The 14,846-nt window shown below is 55.5% G+C and carries 13 protein-coding genes and 2 pseudogenes; 9 read left to right on the top strand and 6 right to left on the bottom strand.

Annotated features, from left to right (window positions below; translation table 11 throughout):
• Together G477_RS21590 and G477_RS20780 are read left to right on the top strand one after the other, a co-directional pair.
• Nucleotides 1-133, top strand: a pseudogene (locus G477_RS21590) (GNAT family protein); the annotation flags it as partial.
• 25 nt (nucleotides 134-158) lie between these two features.
• Nucleotides 159-791 carry a hypothetical protein gene (locus G477_RS20780; protein ID WP_051288213.1) on the top strand — a complete coding sequence of 211 codons (633 nt, stop codon included), beginning with the start codon at nucleotides 159-161 and terminating at the stop codon, nucleotides 789-791.
• On the opposite strand, the pseudogene G477_RS0117435 reads toward G477_RS20780, so the two are convergent.
• Together G477_RS0117435 and G477_RS0117440 are read right to left on the bottom strand one after the other, a co-directional pair.
• Nucleotides 782-1,408, bottom strand: a pseudogene (locus tag G477_RS0117435) (methyl-accepting chemotaxis protein); the annotation flags it as partial. The gene G477_RS20780 and the pseudogene G477_RS0117435 overlap by 10 nt on opposite strands.
• 39 nt (nucleotides 1,409-1,447) lie before the next feature.
• Nucleotides 1,448-2,752 carry a methyl-accepting chemotaxis protein gene (locus G477_RS0117440; RefSeq protein ID WP_026699002.1) on the bottom strand — a complete coding sequence of 435 codons (1,305 nt, stop codon included), beginning with the start codon at nucleotides 2,750-2,752 and terminating at the stop codon, nucleotides 1,448-1,450.
• A 737-nt stretch (nucleotides 2,753-3,489) separates the two neighbouring features.
• Here G477_RS0117440 and G477_RS0117455 point away from each other — a divergent pair.
• From G477_RS0117455 to abc-f, 6 genes are all read left to right on the top strand, one after another.
• Nucleotides 3,490-4,362, top strand: coding sequence for an AraC family transcriptional regulator (locus G477_RS0117455; protein ID WP_245575575.1), 873 nt, complete (start codon nucleotides 3,490-3,492; stop codon nucleotides 4,360-4,362).
• 511 nt (nucleotides 4,363-4,873) lie between these two features.
• On the top strand, nucleotides 4,874-5,239 hold the full coding sequence (locus G477_RS0117460; protein ID WP_026699005.1) for an iron chaperone: 366 nt from the start codon (nucleotides 4,874-4,876) through the stop codon (nucleotides 5,237-5,239).
• An 83-nt stretch (nucleotides 5,240-5,322) separates the two neighbouring features.
• Nucleotides 5,323-6,039 (top strand): SDR family oxidoreductase, encoded by a 717-nt coding sequence (locus tag G477_RS0117465; protein WP_026699006.1) that lies wholly within the window; start codon nucleotides 5,323-5,325, stop codon nucleotides 6,037-6,039.
• Nucleotides 6,040-6,198: 159 nt separating this feature from the next.
• Complete coding sequence (locus tag G477_RS0117470) at nucleotides 6,199-7,068, top strand: alpha/beta fold hydrolase (protein WP_026699007.1); 870 nt, start codon at nucleotides 6,199-6,201, stop codon at nucleotides 7,066-7,068.
• Nucleotides 7,069-7,120: 52 nt separating this feature from the next.
• Entirely contained in the window at nucleotides 7,121-8,032 is a 912-nt protein-coding gene (locus G477_RS0117475; protein WP_026699008.1) for a macrolide 2'-phosphotransferase, read from the top strand.
• A 282-nt stretch (nucleotides 8,033-8,314) separates the two neighbouring features.
• On the top strand, nucleotides 8,315-9,880 hold the full coding sequence (abc-f, locus tag G477_RS0117480) for a ribosomal protection-like ABC-F family protein (protein ID WP_026699009.1): 1,566 nt from the start codon (nucleotides 8,315-8,317) through the stop codon (nucleotides 9,878-9,880).
• Between the two features lie 6 nt (nucleotides 9,881-9,886).
• Here abc-f and G477_RS0117485 read toward each other — a convergent pair whose 3' ends face one another.
• From G477_RS0117485 to G477_RS0117500, 4 genes are all read right to left on the bottom strand, one after another.
• The gene (locus G477_RS0117485) at nucleotides 9,887-10,270 is read right to left on the bottom strand and encodes a hypothetical protein (RefSeq protein ID WP_026699010.1); all 384 of its coding nucleotides are present in this window, start codon (nucleotides 10,268-10,270) and stop codon (nucleotides 9,887-9,889) included.
• Between the two features lie 4 nt (nucleotides 10,271-10,274).
• Nucleotides 10,275-10,502, bottom strand: a complete 228-nt coding sequence (locus G477_RS0117490) for a helix-turn-helix transcriptional regulator (protein WP_026699011.1) — start codon at nucleotides 10,500-10,502, stop codon at nucleotides 10,275-10,277.
• Between the two features lie 178 nt (nucleotides 10,503-10,680).
• Entirely contained in the window at nucleotides 10,681-11,343 is a 663-nt protein-coding gene (locus G477_RS0117495) for a response regulator transcription factor (protein WP_026699012.1), read from the bottom strand.
• Nucleotides 11,340-12,476: a sensor histidine kinase gene (locus tag G477_RS0117500; RefSeq protein ID WP_170203909.1), complete on the bottom strand. Its 1,137-nt coding sequence runs from the start codon at nucleotides 12,474-12,476 to the stop codon at nucleotides 11,340-11,342. Before G477_RS0117500 ends, G477_RS0117495 begins: the two co-directional genes overlap by 4 nt.
• A gap of 237 nt (nucleotides 12,477-12,713) precedes the next feature.
• On the opposite strand from G477_RS0117500, the gene G477_RS20785 reads away from it, so the two are divergent.
• Nucleotides 12,714-14,828, top strand: a complete 2,115-nt coding sequence (locus tag G477_RS20785; RefSeq protein ID WP_051288217.1) for a DUF418 domain-containing protein — start codon at nucleotides 12,714-12,716, stop codon at nucleotides 14,826-14,828.
• Nucleotides 14,829-14,846: the final 18 nt, after the last annotated feature.

The raw sequence follows: 14,846 nt of genomic DNA on the forward strand, positions 1-14,846 counted from the left end.
AAAAATGAACATGAAGCTCGAAGGCCGCATTCGACAAGTGCGGTACTACGATGGGGACTACTACGATTCGATCCGCATGGGCGTGCTGCGCGAAGAGTGGCAGAAGACTGCGGGAAAGAATCCCGTTCACTGACAGCAGCAAAGGAGGCAGAGGATGCATGGAAGAACTGCTGGCTCGACTGGCATCATGGATACAAAAGCAGCCGGACCGGCCTGTGATCGGCATCACCGGTCACGGTGCCGCCGGCAAAACGACGTTCGCCCAAAGCTTGATTGCCTGCCTCGGTGAAGACGTGAATCATCTGAACACCGATCCATATATTATGTCCAACGTGCGCCGGTACACGATGATGCACTATGACTATGAGGGGGAAACGCAGACGCATCCAATGACGGCCTGCCATCCGGATGCCCATCATCTCGACGGGCTGGAGCGTGATATTCACATGATGCGCGCCGGCCTGGATTTCTATACGATCGACGCGTGGTACGACCGCATCGGGGATGGGAGTAGAGCGGGAGGATGTTCCCATCCAATCAAGAAAACAAAAGATACCGAGGCTGTGACTTCTACTGAGGGCTGCTGCCGGACGCAGGTTCCAATGTCGCCGTCGCAGCAGGGAAGCAGTTCATGCACGCTGAAATCGAACCTGATTGAGGAAAAAAGAACCGGCCCCGACAGTTGTGTCGGGGCCGGTTACAGCTGGCCGTGTGGTCTTGCTCGGCGTACGGAAGGGCCCGGGGGAGCCCGGCACGCCCCAGAAGAAGAAGGGGCATCCCGCTATACGTGAAAACGGTTTGTTTTCTGCTGCAGTTCGGTGCTCAGGTCGTGCAGCTGCTCGGCAGATTCTCCCACCGAGTGGACCGCTTTGACCTGTTCATCCGCGGAGGCGGACACCTCTTCCGCTGTAGCGGCTGCCTGTTCTGACACTTCCGCAATATCTGACATAGAGACAGCGATGTCTGTTTTGTACTGCTGTACCTGCTGCAGATCACCGCTCAACGATGCGATGGAGCTGCTCAGGTGATCGACAGAGCTGATGATCGACTGCATGGATTCATGTGTATCCTGAACGGAAGCCTGCTGTGTATCCTGCACCTCCCCGGCCTGCTGTATCGCCTGTTCCACCCGGCCGGTCTCTCCTTTCACATCGTCGAGCGTGCTGCGGATCTGGTCTGTTGCCTGCATCGACTGTTCGGCCAGTTTCCGGACTTCATCAGCTACGACCGCAAACCCCTTCCCCTGCTCTCCTGCACGTGCCGCTTCAATACTTGCATTCAGTGCCAGGAGATTCGTCTGGTCGGCAAATCCGGAAATCGTATCTACCACGAGAGTGACGTCTGCTGTTTTTGCGGCTAATTCCTGGACGGCCGTGTCCACTTCGCTGAACATGTTGGCTGTCGCAGCAGCATTGGCTTCAAGTGTCTGAAGACGTTCACTGCCGGTTTAATTCGCTTCGCGCATATGGCCGGACACGTCCGTCATATCGGCGGTCTGCTTTTCAGCTTGATCGATGCTTGCTGAAAGCTGCTGCATTTTATCATTGATGTCCTCAATGGCACCTGCCTGCTGCGTACTGCCTTTCGCCACGTCTTGTACCGCATTGAAGATATCTTCACTCGTCGCGGCGGTCTCTTCCGATGTCGCGCTCAGCCCTTCCGACATGGATCTTGTATTGTCGGCAGAGCGCTGCAGGGAGCCGATCAGCTCCCGCAGCTGAGCCGTCATCATATTGAGGGCGGTCCCCAGTTCCCCAACCTCGTCCCTGCTGCGGACTGGCACTTCCTCCGTAAAGTTACCTTCTGCAAGATTCCGGACGTGGTTACGCATTTCCCTCACCGGTCGGGTGAAGCGGCTTCCTGCAAAGTAAGCACCGACCATGCCGACAGCAAGTGCAGCGAAAGTTACGACGAGAAAAGTCTGCTGGATGGTGGAAAGCTCCTGGTAGAGCACGTCGTCATCGTAGTGGGCGACGATCGACCAGTCGAACCCATCAATCGTGCGGTGGTAGGCCGTTTCACCGCCGCTGCTGATGCTGCCGGCTTCTTGATCCGCAGCTGCCTGAGCTGTCAAGGAGCCTTCTGCAGCCTCCTCTCCAATCTGTGCTTCATCGGTGTGCGCGATGATCAGTCCCTCGTCATCTACTAGCGCGAGTTCTCCTTCATAACCGATATCGACTGATTCCAGGGCGTCGACCATGGCGTTCAGCGAAATGTCGACACTTTTTACCCCTCCAGTCTCAATGGTGCGGGCTGCCGTAATGACAAGCTCTCCTGTATCAATATCGATGTAGGGCGACGTCCATGCTGTCGCTCCTTCATTTTCTTCTGCTTCGATGTACCATGGACGTTCGCGGACATCGAAGTCATCCGGCACGTCGATTTCCGGCGTGGATGTAAACGAACCATCCTCTTCGCCGATATACATCAACTGTATGCCGTCATCGCCCTCCATGTAGGCTTCGTGAATGGAAGTGATGTCCTGCCAAGCGTCCTCTGCATCATCGCCTGCCGCGAAGTTTTCCACCTGTGGGTTCTGCGCGAGCGTATCCACGGTGATATCGTACTTTTCCATGAATTCCTGTATATATCGTTCTGTGTCTTCTGTAAATGCTGTCGCATTCTCATCGACGGACTGTTCGATGTCACCTGCCAGTTGAAAATAGATGGTCACAGAGGTAATCAGCATCACGGCAATCAAAATAGCCGCAGCAGCTGCAACAAATTTCGCTTTCATCGAACGTTGTATCATATGTATGCCCCTCCCAAGGTTGGTGAAACTTAAGTCATGCATAGTGTAGTTTAACGAAAATTCTGACCGGTTGTAAGGGACTATATACTCAAGTGTATGGATGTAATTGCTTCATTAATGGAGGGACTTGCAGGTCGAACAGGAAGGGGAAAAGCCATGACGGAGCTTTGACGCACAAAAAGCCGTGCTGCACGGCTGGAAGAAGGAGAGGGAGTTTGGCGGTTGTCATCGACCAAGACAGAGGTCTCGTTCATGTTAAAGAAAAAATCGGATGCCTTTTTCTTCACAAACAAGGAGCAGGCAGGAACCCTGCGTATGGCTGGACCTGACCTGCTCAGACAGTAGAGGATCAACCTTTCAGCTGATTACAAAAATGAAAGGCTGAGGACGGTATAGGCTATTGCGGATAGTAAAAGGAAAGCGGAAAAGAAACCTGCCTTTTGATAGTTCGACCAATGACTCATCCACCCCCACCGCTTCTTGTCGCGGTCGAGCCAGTAAAAGTCGATAAGAACGGCAGCGAAGATAATAAGGACAGCGGCAAGCGTACCCACAGCAAAACTCCTTTCTAAAATAAAGGTTTTCAATCAGTGGGACAGAAAGCCCATTTGTTATATGATACCATATTTTCCTTCATTCAGTATTCGTGTTTCCACATACCCTGCACCATCGGGCACGAACGGCAGGGCAGGAGGGGAGCTGGATGTAGTAGGATGATAAAGAAGGGGAGGGATACGATGAAAGATTGGAATGAGGCGGTCGCGTATATGGAAGCCCGGCTGACCGGAGACATTGATGTTAAAAAAGCAGCGGCGGCTGCGGGGTGTTCGGAATTTCACTTCCGCCGTATGTTTTCTATGCTGGCGGGCATTCCGCTTTCGGAATACATCCGTCGACGGCGGATGACGCTGGCCGCAGCTGAATTGATACAGACCGGGATGCGGGTGATTGATGCTGCTGCAAAATATGGGTATGATTCCAGTGATGCGTTCACCCGGGCGTTCCGCAGTGTTCATGGCGTGACGCCCTCCGCGGTACAGCGGGAGTCCGTCTCGATTCGTTCCTATCCCCGCATTCACATTCAACTACAGATTACTGGAGGCGATGCTATGAACTGGAGAATCGAAGAAAAGCCGGCGTTTCGACTGATTGGAAAGATGGAACGGGTGCCGATCGTTTTTGAAGGAGAAAATGAGCATATTTCTGCTATGTGGAAAAAGATGACGCAGGAGGAAATGGCTCAATTGCAGGCGTTGTCGGACATGGAACCGTCCGGCATCATTCAAGCAACGGCGGACTTCTCAGAAGGAAGAATGGAAGAAGAGGGGGACGTAAGCCACTACATCGGCGTTGTCTCTTCCCGAAAGGCACCGGAGCCTTTTTCCGAAAGGGAAGTCCCCGCTGGAACGTGGGCTGTATTCACAGCGAAAGGATCATTTCCGGAAGCGCTTCAGGAAACGTGGGGGCGGATTTATTCCGAATGGTTCCCGTCCAGCGGATATGAACAGACAGGCGGACCGGAAATGCTCTGGAGCGAACAGGAGGATACAACAGATCCTGCCTTTCACAGTGAAATCTGGATCCCTGTCATTTATAACGGAAAAGAATAAAGAAAGAAGCACATCCAGTATTCCCCCACGTCAGAAGCAGGTCTGGCGTGGGTTTTCTGTGGAAAGAGTGATTAAGCTAATCCCTTTAGGGTTACGTCTGACGGCACAGCCGCGGAAATGAGGTGGATGAGGTGTAGGGCGTGTCCGTCGTTTGAAGCAGGAGCGGACGTTCGCGGCGGAGGAGCAGACGTTCAAGGGCTGAGAGCGGTCACTCAGAGGCACGGAGCAGTCATTCAAAAGCAAAAAGCGGACGCACGGGCGCTGGGCGGTCACTCAGGAAGCCGGAGCAGTCACTCAGCCGGCAGGGGCGGACGTTCAGCGAAGGCGAGCGGTCACTAAGCGCCCCCCTGCATTTCCGTCACCAACCACCTTCATACCGTCAGTGACCCAAGCCCCCTTTTCCGGTACACAGCCGCTCTGATGCGACCGGCGCTTTAGGAAGAACCCCACGATTCCGGCGGCAACTATGGTATAGTCGACTACAGAAGGATAGGAACAAGGAGGAATATAGATGGACACGCACGAGGATTACTTGGAGACGCTGCAGCCGGAACAGCGCAGCCGCATGAGCGAGGTACTGCAATGGGTAAAGGAGACGTATCCCGATTTGACCCCGGTGATCAAATGGAAGCAGCCGATGTTTACGAATCATGGTACGTTCATTATCGGCTTCAGCGCGTCTGCGAAACATCTGGCAGCCGCTCCCGAGCCCCAGGCGATCGACGCCCATGCAGAGGCCATCGAAGCGGCGGGACTGAACTATACGAAGCAGCTGATCCGCTTCCCATGGAAAAAAGAGATCCATTACGATCTGCTCCGGCAGCTGATCGACTTTAACATCGAAGACAAAGCCGGCCACACCTCCTTCTGGCGCTGAACGGTCTGCAAGACAGAGGTTTCCATTCCATGCTTCGAGGGAATCGCTTTCTAGACAGCAGAGGATAGAGGAGGAAAAACAACATGGAAGAACTTAAAGATATCGCAGGCAGTACAGCAGTGGTGACAGGAGCGAGCAGCGGGATCGGCGCTGGCATTGCACGACGGCTGGCGGCTCAGGATGTGAATGTCGTCCTTGCGGCACGCCGCATAGAGAAGCTGGAAGAGCTGGAGCAGGAGCTGCAGGAAACCGGCAGCGGCGGCGTGCTGACGGTCCGGACCGATGTGACGAACCAGGTGGAAATGACGATGCTGGCGGATAAGGCGGCGGAGACGTTCGGCCAGGTCGATATTTATGTCAATAACGCCGGGCAGATGCTGGCGGCACCCGTGCTGTCCGGAGAGGTGGATGCCTGGGATCAGATGATTGATGTAAACATCAAAGGCGTGCTGTACGGCGTCCATTCCGTTGTGCCCGGTATGATAGAGCGGGGCAGCGGTCATATCATCAACATCGCCTCGGTTTCCGGGTGGGAAGTGACGAAAATGAGCACCGTGTACAGCGCGACGAAATTCGCGGTCCGCGCGCTTTCCACCGGACTGGAGAAAGAACTCGCCAAAACTGGCGTGCGCGTCACGAATATTTCTCCGGGGATGGTCGATTCCATAGAAGACGGCGAGTCGGCGTGGCACGGCGACCGCCGCAAGCTGGAAACGAACGATATCGCCCGGGCGGTCGTGTATGCGGTGACACAGCCGGATTACGTCAATGTGAATGAAATCACCGTTCGTCCGGTGTAAGCAGGAAGCCGGTCTGAAAGGTATCAGGCCGGCTTTTGCAGTCGGTGATTGGCACGACGTCGCCTTACGCTGCGCGGAAAGAGCCGGCAGCGACTGCAGGCGCCGTGCCGGCCGGAAAGCGTTCTGCGCTTTCCAGCTTACATAAAGGAGGGGCTCGGAATGAAGCGAGAGCAGGTGCTGTTCTGCGAAGGGGAAACCTGTATGGAATATACGGTGGAAGGGAGCGGGCCTCCGGTACTCGTGCTGCACGGAGGTCATTCGGACTGCCGGGAACGACTCGGAACCGAGGCGCTCACCGGAAGGCAGGTGATTCTGCCTTCGAGGCCGGGATACGGGAACACCAACGTGGATATCGGCCGCTGGATGGACGAGACGGCGGACTGGTACGAGAAGCTGCTGGACCATCTCGGCATCGGAGTCGTAGATGTAGTTGCCATGTCCGCCGGGGGTCCATCCGGCATCCACTTCGCCGCACGCAAACCGGAGCGGGTTCGTTCGCTGACCCTTCAGGCCGCGGTCGTCATGCCATGGCTGACGCGGGAGGATCCGTTGTATAAAGGTGCGCAGGTCATGTTCCGCTCCCGCGTGGAACGTGTGACGTGGGGGATGATCCGGTTCGGCAGCAGGACGGTCCCGGAGAGGCTGTTTCAGCAGATGGCATCGTCGTTCAGCCTCCTGCCGTGGAGTGAACTGCAGCACCGGGTCACCCCCTGGGAGAAAAATGACGTGCTGCAGCTGCTCACCCGGCAGCGGTCGCGCCGGGGATTTCTGCTGGATCTACACCATACCCAGAAGGACCATACGAAAAAGCTGTCGACCCTCACCTGCCCGGTGCTGATCCAGCACAGCCGGCTGGACGGGAGCGTGCCGTTTACACACGCAGAAGCAGCAGTCCGGGCGCGGCCCGATGCCCGGATGCAGGTCATCGACGGCTGGGGGCACTTAATCTGGTGCGGGCCGGCCGCGGCAGAAACTGCGGCGGGGCTGTGGACGTTTCTTGATGAACTGGACCACGAACGCGGAATGTAGCGGGGCAGCACGGCCTGCTTCAACATCTGTCACGATAAAAAGGAGAGATAGCATGAACGAGAGTGAGGTATTTGCCCTGGCAGAATCGCACGACTTGATTCTCCAGCCGAGTACAATCCGCATAGATGAGTCTGGGGTCGATTTTACCGCTGCCTCGGCAGAAGATCATAAAGGACGTCGGTGGCTGCTGCGGATGCCGCGCCGGGAAAGCTCGATGCGGTCGGCTGCGAGAGAGAAGCAGCTGCTCGACTACCTGCAGGATGCCGCATTTGAAGTACCGGAGTGGCGCATTTTCTCAGAAACGCTCATCGCGTATCCGCTGCTCTCCGGCGAGCCTGCGGCGGTGATCGACAAGGAGTTGATGGACTATGTCTGGAAGCTCGAGCGGAACCCGGTGCCGCAGACGTATACCGAGTCACTGGCGGAGGTGCTTGCAGAACTGCACCGGACGCCGGAAGCACCGGTGGAAACAGCCGGCCTGCCGGTGACGCGGGCGGAAGATATCCGGCTGGCCATGGAGTCGAGGATGACGTGGGTGAAGGCCCGGTATGATGTGCACCCGGCACTTCAGGAACGGTGGGATACGTGGCTGGCGGACATGGATCTCTGGCCGGACTATGCCGGGCTGCTGCACGGCGACCTGCATCCAGGCCACATCCTGATTGACGATACGAGCCGGGTCACCGGTCTGATTGACTGGACCGAAGCGGCCGTCGGTGACGTGTCGCCGGATTTCCTGACGCATTACCTGCTGTTCGGGGAGGAGGCGCTCGATGATTTGATCACCGCCTACGAACAGGCAGACGGTCGGACGTGGCCGGGAATGAAGCGCCATATTATCGAAATGATGACCACTTCCGGGATCACGACAGCAGAGTATGCGGAAGTATCCGGGCTGAAAGAAATGCATGAAACGGCAGCGGCGATGCTCGCCTCCCCCGATGGGAGCGGAAAACAAGGTTGATGATGTTTCCCATGTGAGGTATGATGCAAGTATTACAAGGAAAGAGGGTGAACGGTAGGCACATGAAGTACTAATCCTATTCCAACGAACATCGAACAGCATCAGGCGAAAAACCACTTCCGACGGGAAGTCTCTTTGCTATGAGCTGTCTGCGTTCAGAATAGGATGTACATGATGCCTGCATATCCCTCTGCGGCAACGTATACCTTCTGTTCTGGACGTATGTCCAATCACGAACAGAAGGCTTTTTTGCGTTCTGTTCCAACAAGGGAGCGGATAGTGATGCCATTAGTGGAACTGCAGTATATCACGTGTGATACAAAGGAACGTAACCTGTTTGAAACGAACCATGTCGTGGTGAATCAGGGAGCAAAAATCGGGCTGATCGGCCGGAACGGATCAGGGAAAACGACCCTGCTTCAAGCCATGACGGGGGAGCGGATCCCCGACGCCGGCAGCATTGTCCGCCATGCTTCGGTCTTTCTGTTTCCACAACTGAAGCCGAAAGACCCTGCAAGAAGCGGCGGGGAAGTGTCGCTGGCGATGGTGTATGATTTGCTGAATCAGGGGGCTGGGGTTTTCCTGCTGGATGAACCGACGACCCACCTCGACGAAGAACAGCGCACCGAGCTCGCGGACCGGCTGTCCCGCCGGGCGGAAGCGGTGCTGACCGTCTCGCACGACCGGGCGTTTCTCGAGCAGGTCTGCACGGAGATCTGGGAACTGGAAGGTGGAAAGCTGCACGTGTACCCGGGAAGTTACCGCGAGTACGAAGTCGAAAAGGACCGGCAGGAGCGCCATCAGGAAAAGGAACACGAGAAGTATGAAGCGAAGCGGCGGCAGCTGGAAGCAGCGATGGAGAAAAAAGAAGAGAGGGCGAGACGGGCAGACAGCACACCAGCCAGCGTGTCGAGATCCGAAGCGAAAATCACCGGTGCCAGGCCGTATTTTGCGAAGAAACAAAAAAAGCTCCATCAAGGAGCCAACGCACTGCAATCGCGTATCGACCAGCTGGAACCGGTGCCGAAACGCCGGGAGCTGCCACCGATCCAGATGGAAACCGACCAGAGCCGCCGCCTGAAAAACCGGGTGCTCATCCGGGCCGTCCGTGCAGCCGGCCGCATCGAAGGCCGGACGTTATGGGAGCCTGCCGACTTCACGATCCGTGCCGGTGAAAAGGTGGCCGTCACCGGCCGGAACGGGACGGGGAAAACGACGCTGCTGCAGCAGATTGTCGAAGAAGGCGAGGGCATCGACGTATCCCCCGCAGTCATATTCGGCTACTTCCGCCAGCAGCTGGAACAGCTGGAGCTCTCCCGCACGCTGCTCGAGCAGGTTCTCGATGACGCCGTCCATCCGGAAAGCCTCGTCCGGACGGTGCTGGCCCGCTTCGGCTTCAGCGGAATCGACGTCGACAAACCGCTGGACGTCTTAAGCGGTGGAGAGCGGGTCAAGACGGCCCTGGCGACGCTGCTCGTCAGCCGGGCCAACGTCCTCGTTCTCGATGAACCAACAAACTTTTTGGACATTGCGGCGATGGAGGCACTTGAATCGCTCCTGCAGTCGTATCCAGGGACGGTGCTGTTCGTCACCCACGACCGGCGGTTCCGCCAAGCGGCAGCGACGCGCACGTTCACGATCGAAGAGGGCAGGCTCCGGATCGACCAGCAGGATTCGATCGCGCCGGCTGCCGGAGAGCGGGAAGCGGAGCTGATGAAAGTGGAGAACGAGATCACTTCGGTGCTGAGCCGGCTCAGTCTGGCACCCGATGAGGAATTGGAGGAAGATTTTCAGCGGCTGCTTCAGCGAAAAAAGCAGCTGCAGTTTCAAGAAAGCGAAGAAGAGTAAGGCGGTTCAGTATCGTCTGGCGAGAAAAACAAACGTCATCGGCACGGTAGTCGTCATCAGTGCCGCAACGAGACTCAAGGCCTGGTAAGCATCCAGATACACCACGTTAAACTGCGTGATGCCCATGAGGAAGACAAGATAAAAGACGAGGAAAAAGTAGCTGAAGAGCATGCCTTTTTCCCGGATCATGCGGGCTCGTTCATCATTGTCTTTGAACTGAGGATGAAGCCAGGCAAGAGCGAAACAAAGGACGGAGAGAGAGAGGATGCCGATGTCATGGCCGGCGAAAAAGGTTCCGGTGTAGATAGAGCCTGCGGTAAGCAGAGCGCCGTATAGCAAAAACAGGATGCCGGCTATGACGAAAAAGCGGGGACTGGTGGTGGCGTTCATATAATCAGGTCCTTTCGTTGTGGGATGGCTGGAGGTCGTCATCCTCCAGGATAAAGACGTTTTCGACGGTAGTCGTAAAGCAGCGGGCGATCTGCATGGCGAGCGGAAGGGACGGATTGTAGCGCTCCTTCTCGATCGAAATGACCGTCTGGCGGGAGACGCCGAGCATCGCGGCTAAGCGTTCCTGTGAAATGCCGTGCTGCTGTCGAAGTTCTTTCATCCGGTTCTTCATCGGCCTCTTCCTTTCTATTCCAGTTCAGCATAAAGTAAAGCACCCTTGACTGTCAAGGGTGCTTTACATCGTTCGGCGAGACGGATGCTGGAATAGCGAACGGTGTCGCCGGCTTTCCCAGCATGCCGAGGAGATCGATGGATCGTAGGACGCGGCGAGGCTGGCGTTCGAGTAAACATCAATCCGCACGTTCGTCCGGCCGTTCCCCGGTAAGTGCGTAAATGGTGATATGGTTCCGCTCCCGCAGGTCCATTTTGTCCATGATATGGCTGACGTGATTCTTCACGGTGCCGGGGCTGATCGACAGACGGGAGCCGATATCCTGGTTGGACAGGCCTTTTTTCATCAGGGTGATGACCTGCAGTTCCCGGTCGGATAAGGCGTACCGCTCCTGCCATTGATGTTCATATGCTGATGGGCTGCTGGTGGAGTGGATATAATCCAGGACCGTGGAAGTGACTGATTCGGCGAGATAGCCGCCTGTACGATGGACGGTACGGACCGCCTCCGCGAGCTTTTCGATGGGGGCATCTTTCAGCATGTAGCCGTCTGCTCCTGCTTTCATTGCTTCAATAATGTAGCTGCGGTCATGGAACGTCGTTAACATAAGAATACGAAGCGATGGATACTTCTTTTTTGCGCGCCGGACGGTTTCGATGCCGCCAATGCCAGGCATGCGGATATCCATGAGCAGAATATCCACGTCGATGGTATCAAGTGCCTCTAGACACTGCTCGCCGGTAGCGAACGTCCATGGGCAGCTCATGTCTTCCTGCATGTTCAAAAGAGACTGAAATCCTTCATAAACGAGCCGTTGATCGTCAACGACAGCAAGCTTCATCGTTCTCCTCCTTTCGATGGAAGCGGCCATTCAATAAAGAGCTCTGAACGTTCTGCCAGATCGACGTGCAGCCGGCCGCCGGAAGCGTGGACACGCTCTTCCATCTGGCGAAGGCCGAACCCTTTCTCCCACTGTCCACCCGCCCCGGAGCCGTTGTCAGTGATCCGGATCGCCAGCATGCCGTTCTGTTTTTCGGCCAGAATCGAAACATGGTCGGCGCGGCCGTGCCGCCGGGCGTTGGTCAGGGCTTCCTGCAGCAGCCGGTACAGATCCGCCTGCTCGGGGAAGGGGAGTTCATAAAACTGGGCCAGTCCGTCGTGGTTGATCGTCATATCGGCTAGCTGGGCAAAGTCATCGAAGAGCTGTTCAAAAGGGGAGCCGGACGCTTCCACCGGAGCAATCATTCTGACCGACTGCCGCATATCTTCGAGCATGGTCCTTGCCGCTTGCTCAGATTCGTGGAGGCTTGCTTCGACGGCTCCCTGTTCGCCACGCTGATAGGCGTATTTCAATTTCTGCAGCTGGATGATCAGTCCGGTCGACTGGTGGGCCACCGTGTCGTGCAGATCTCTGGCAATTCGGTTCCGCTCCTGCTCGAGTGCCCACGTTTTCTCCCGCTCTGCATACGCCTCCAAGGCGGCATTTACTTGTTCCAGCTCTTCCTGCTGTGCTTCAAAACGCCGATAGAAAATCGCAAAACTGAGAAAAAACAGGATCATCAGTAGATAAGCAGATACTGCAGACCAGTTCAGCGCATCGTGATACAGACGGTGAAAAATAGGTGCCGCAGCAGACAGCCCGGCTGCACTAAGCTGATCGGGCAGCGGTTCTAGCAGCGTCACAGAGGTAACGATGAGAACAATGAACAGCACGAAGTACGGGGTATAAGGAACGAAAGGCAGCAGCGATACGGCCGCAGCCCATTCGATGAGCAGAAGAACAAGCGCACCTTTTCTTCCCGGAAGCGGACGGAACAAGAGGAAGTAGTTGGAACAGAGAAAGAGAGTGGTGACCATGATGGTCATCCAAAATATCACGTTACTGCCGGCTTGACTGATCAGCAGAAGCAGCACCACTCCCTGCACTCCTGCCCGGAGCAGGAGCGTGTTTCTGTTGATATCCTCCCGCTTCATGACATCACCTCCGATCGGATTCATTCAAGAGTAAGGATCCATGTACGTTTGTTGATCCTCCTATCTCATCCAAAGATCCTTTCGTGTTTCCTCTGCCAACAGGAAAGGGAGAACTTCTTCTTTCATTGTACAGGATTCATCGGCGGAGAGAATGTGAATCGAGGCATATTCCCGGTCGGACTTTCCGCCGCTACAATGAGATCATCACAACCGCTGCGGCGGAGAGGGGTGGTAAAGATGAACAAGCGGATGGATGTTCTGGATGTGCTGCGGGGGTTTGCATTGATCGGTATATTGATGGTGAACGTGCAATTGATGACCTCCGGCACGTGGGTGTATGAACAGACTGGCTCGAGGGTCGAGGTAAACGGAATCGATGCAGCGGCGGGGCTGATAGTGACGATCTTTTTTGAAGGCGCGTTTATCACCTTGTTCACCTTCTTGTTCGGTGTCGGGTTCCATGTATTCATGTCCCGGGCCGAACAAAAGGGTCATCCAGCGCGGAAGCTGTTCTTCCGGCGGATGACAGGGCTGCTGATCATCGGGCTTGCTCACCTGTTCCTCGTTTGGATGGGGGATATTCTGACGATCTATGCCGTGACGGGATTTTTGCTTCTCTTCTTTTATCAGCGTCAAGCACAGACGATGCTGCGCTGGGCATTGGGGCTTCTCGTCTTGTTTCTGATGCTGTTGTTCTCACGCCTGTTGATTCCTGCAGGTCAGCTGGAAGCGATGCGTCAGGAAGGGAAAACGATGGGTGCAGCTGTTACCGACGCTTATGCGGAGGCGGGGTCTTGGTCCTGGCTCGTTTTCCGTATGACAGAAGAAGTTCCGTGGGTCCTGTCGGAATCAGTGTTTCTTCTCCCGTTTGTGCTAGGTATGTTTCTGCTGGGTATGTATGGAGGAAAGCAGGGCTGGTTTGAGGAGCCATCGAGGTGGAAAGCCATTCCTCGCTCCGTTTATGCTGTCGTACTCCTGTTATTTGCCGGCATGGCAGGGGTAGTGGCCGCCATGGAAACAGGCTTTCTGGACGCAGGGGCACATCAGGTGTTTCTGCTGGATACGCTGACGCGCACAGCGGGAGCACTGCTGACGTTTCTTTATACTGCAGGCATCGTCTATCTATTTTCACGGGTTGGAGGCAGAGGATGGTGGATGACGTCACTACGATGCATGGGACGGACGGCTTTGACGATGTATTTGCTGCAGAGCATCACGGCATTGACAATCATCTACGCAGGGGATTTATACGGCCGGATCGGTACGGCGGGTTCGCTGCTGTTGGCCGTGGGTATTCTGTTTGGTCAAATACTGCTCAGCCGCTGGATTCTTTCTCGGTGGAAACAAGGACCAGTGGAGTATTTGTGGCGCCGTTTCACCTATAAAACAGTGAACGAGATCCGCCGTCCTGACTCCATCGAATCCGCGTCCCTTCTGCTCGGTGCCGGTGCCAATCTCCTCATGGCGGGAATGGCCTGGGTTACGTATTATTATTCCCATTCCGAAGCAATCCTTCTGGACGGCAATTACAGCTTCATTATGTTCCTTGGTGTCATCACGGCGCTTCAGGTATCGATCGTGAAAGCCCGTCGCACGAAAACATTCCCGCTTGGGCAGTTCTTCTATGAGTCCCTGTACGCTTTCATGAAAGGACTGCTGATTCTCGGTGTGCTCTTGATGGCGGCATCCACGGCGGTCATCCGTATTTTTCTCTATGCGTCGGGATCTACCGAGGGCATTCCCATGCTGGTTCCGGAGCCGATTTTCTACTACGCAGCAGCATGCACCGTCATCTGCTACAGCATGACGTTGTTTTACCGGCGGCAGTACAGGCGGACCGGGGGACAGAGTATCCTCATGCGGACCGAGCAGAAATCAACCCTCGTGGACGGAAGTCTCTCACTTGGTATTGCGGCAGGCGTCTTTTTCCTCATGCAGGGAGGCGGAGGAAATGCCGGATTCGTTCCTTACCTTGCGGATGCTATTTTCGTCCTGATTCTTGCTCTGCTGCTCGTCCGGGAACCGGTGTCGATGATTCGCGAATCCGTGATTGAGCTGGCTGGCGGCGCACTGCAGAATAAGGGAAGGCAGGCGTATTTTGAAGAAGTGATCGCCAGGCACAAACCTGCTTCTTGGAACGTTGAAGATGTTTTCATCAGTAAAAACGGGAGCCGGTATATGCTGATGATTTATATACGACACGTGGACGGATACTTTGCTGTCGAAGAGGCCATTGGTATGAAAAGAAATGTGCTGAAGGAGGCGGGGGCTCATTATCCTCATCTGTATCTGGAAATTATCCCAGACAGCGGGTCGAGCTGGCATGCAGCTGAGACGGAGCAGGTGCAGTAGTCTTCATAAAGAGCCTGC

Origin of the sequence: Alkalicoccus chagannorensis DSM 18086 (assembly GCF_000429725.1) — a bacterium.
Classification (GTDB): Bacteria; Bacillota; Bacilli; order Bacillales; family Salisediminibacteriaceae; genus Alkalicoccus; species Alkalicoccus chagannorensis.

What these genes read in the sequence shown, in the direction of transcription:
- G477_RS20780 (WP_051288213.1), top strand. Translation starts at nt 159, where the DNA reads ATGGAAGAACTGCTGGCTCGACTGGCATCATGGATACAAAAGCAGCCG.
- G477_RS0117440 (WP_026699002.1), bottom strand. Translation starts at nt 2,752, where the DNA reads ATGATACAACGTTCGATGAAAGCGAAATTTGTTGCAGCTGCTGCGGCT.
- G477_RS0117455 (WP_245575575.1), top strand. Translation starts at nt 3,490, where the DNA reads ATGAAAGATTGGAATGAGGCGGTCGCGTATATGGAAGCCCGGCTGACC.
- G477_RS0117460 (WP_026699005.1), top strand. Translation starts at nt 4,874, where the DNA reads ATGGACACGCACGAGGATTACTTGGAGACGCTGCAGCCGGAACAGCGC.
- G477_RS0117465 (WP_026699006.1), top strand. Translation starts at nt 5,323, where the DNA reads ATGGAAGAACTTAAAGATATCGCAGGCAGTACAGCAGTGGTGACAGGA.
- G477_RS0117470 (WP_026699007.1), top strand. Translation starts at nt 6,199, where the DNA reads ATGAAGCGAGAGCAGGTGCTGTTCTGCGAAGGGGAAACCTGTATGGAA.
- G477_RS0117475 (WP_026699008.1), top strand. Translation starts at nt 7,121, where the DNA reads ATGAACGAGAGTGAGGTATTTGCCCTGGCAGAATCGCACGACTTGATT.
- abc-f (WP_026699009.1), top strand. Translation starts at nt 8,315, where the DNA reads ATGCCATTAGTGGAACTGCAGTATATCACGTGTGATACAAAGGAACGT.
- G477_RS0117485 (WP_026699010.1), bottom strand. Translation starts at nt 10,270, where the DNA reads ATGAACGCCACCACCAGTCCCCGCTTTTTCGTCATAGCCGGCATCCTG.
- G477_RS0117490 (WP_026699011.1), bottom strand. Translation starts at nt 10,502, where the DNA reads ATGAAGAACCGGATGAAAGAACTTCGACAGCAGCACGGCATTTCACAG.
- G477_RS0117495 (WP_026699012.1), bottom strand. Translation starts at nt 11,343, where the DNA reads ATGAAGCTTGCTGTCGTTGACGATCAACGGCTCGTTTATGAAGGATTT.
- G477_RS0117500 (WP_170203909.1), bottom strand. Translation starts at nt 12,476, where the DNA reads ATGAAGCGGGAGGATATCAACAGAAACACGCTCCTGCTCCGGGCAGGA.
- G477_RS20785 (WP_051288217.1), top strand. Translation starts at nt 12,714, where the DNA reads ATGAACAAGCGGATGGATGTTCTGGATGTGCTGCGGGGGTTTGCATTG.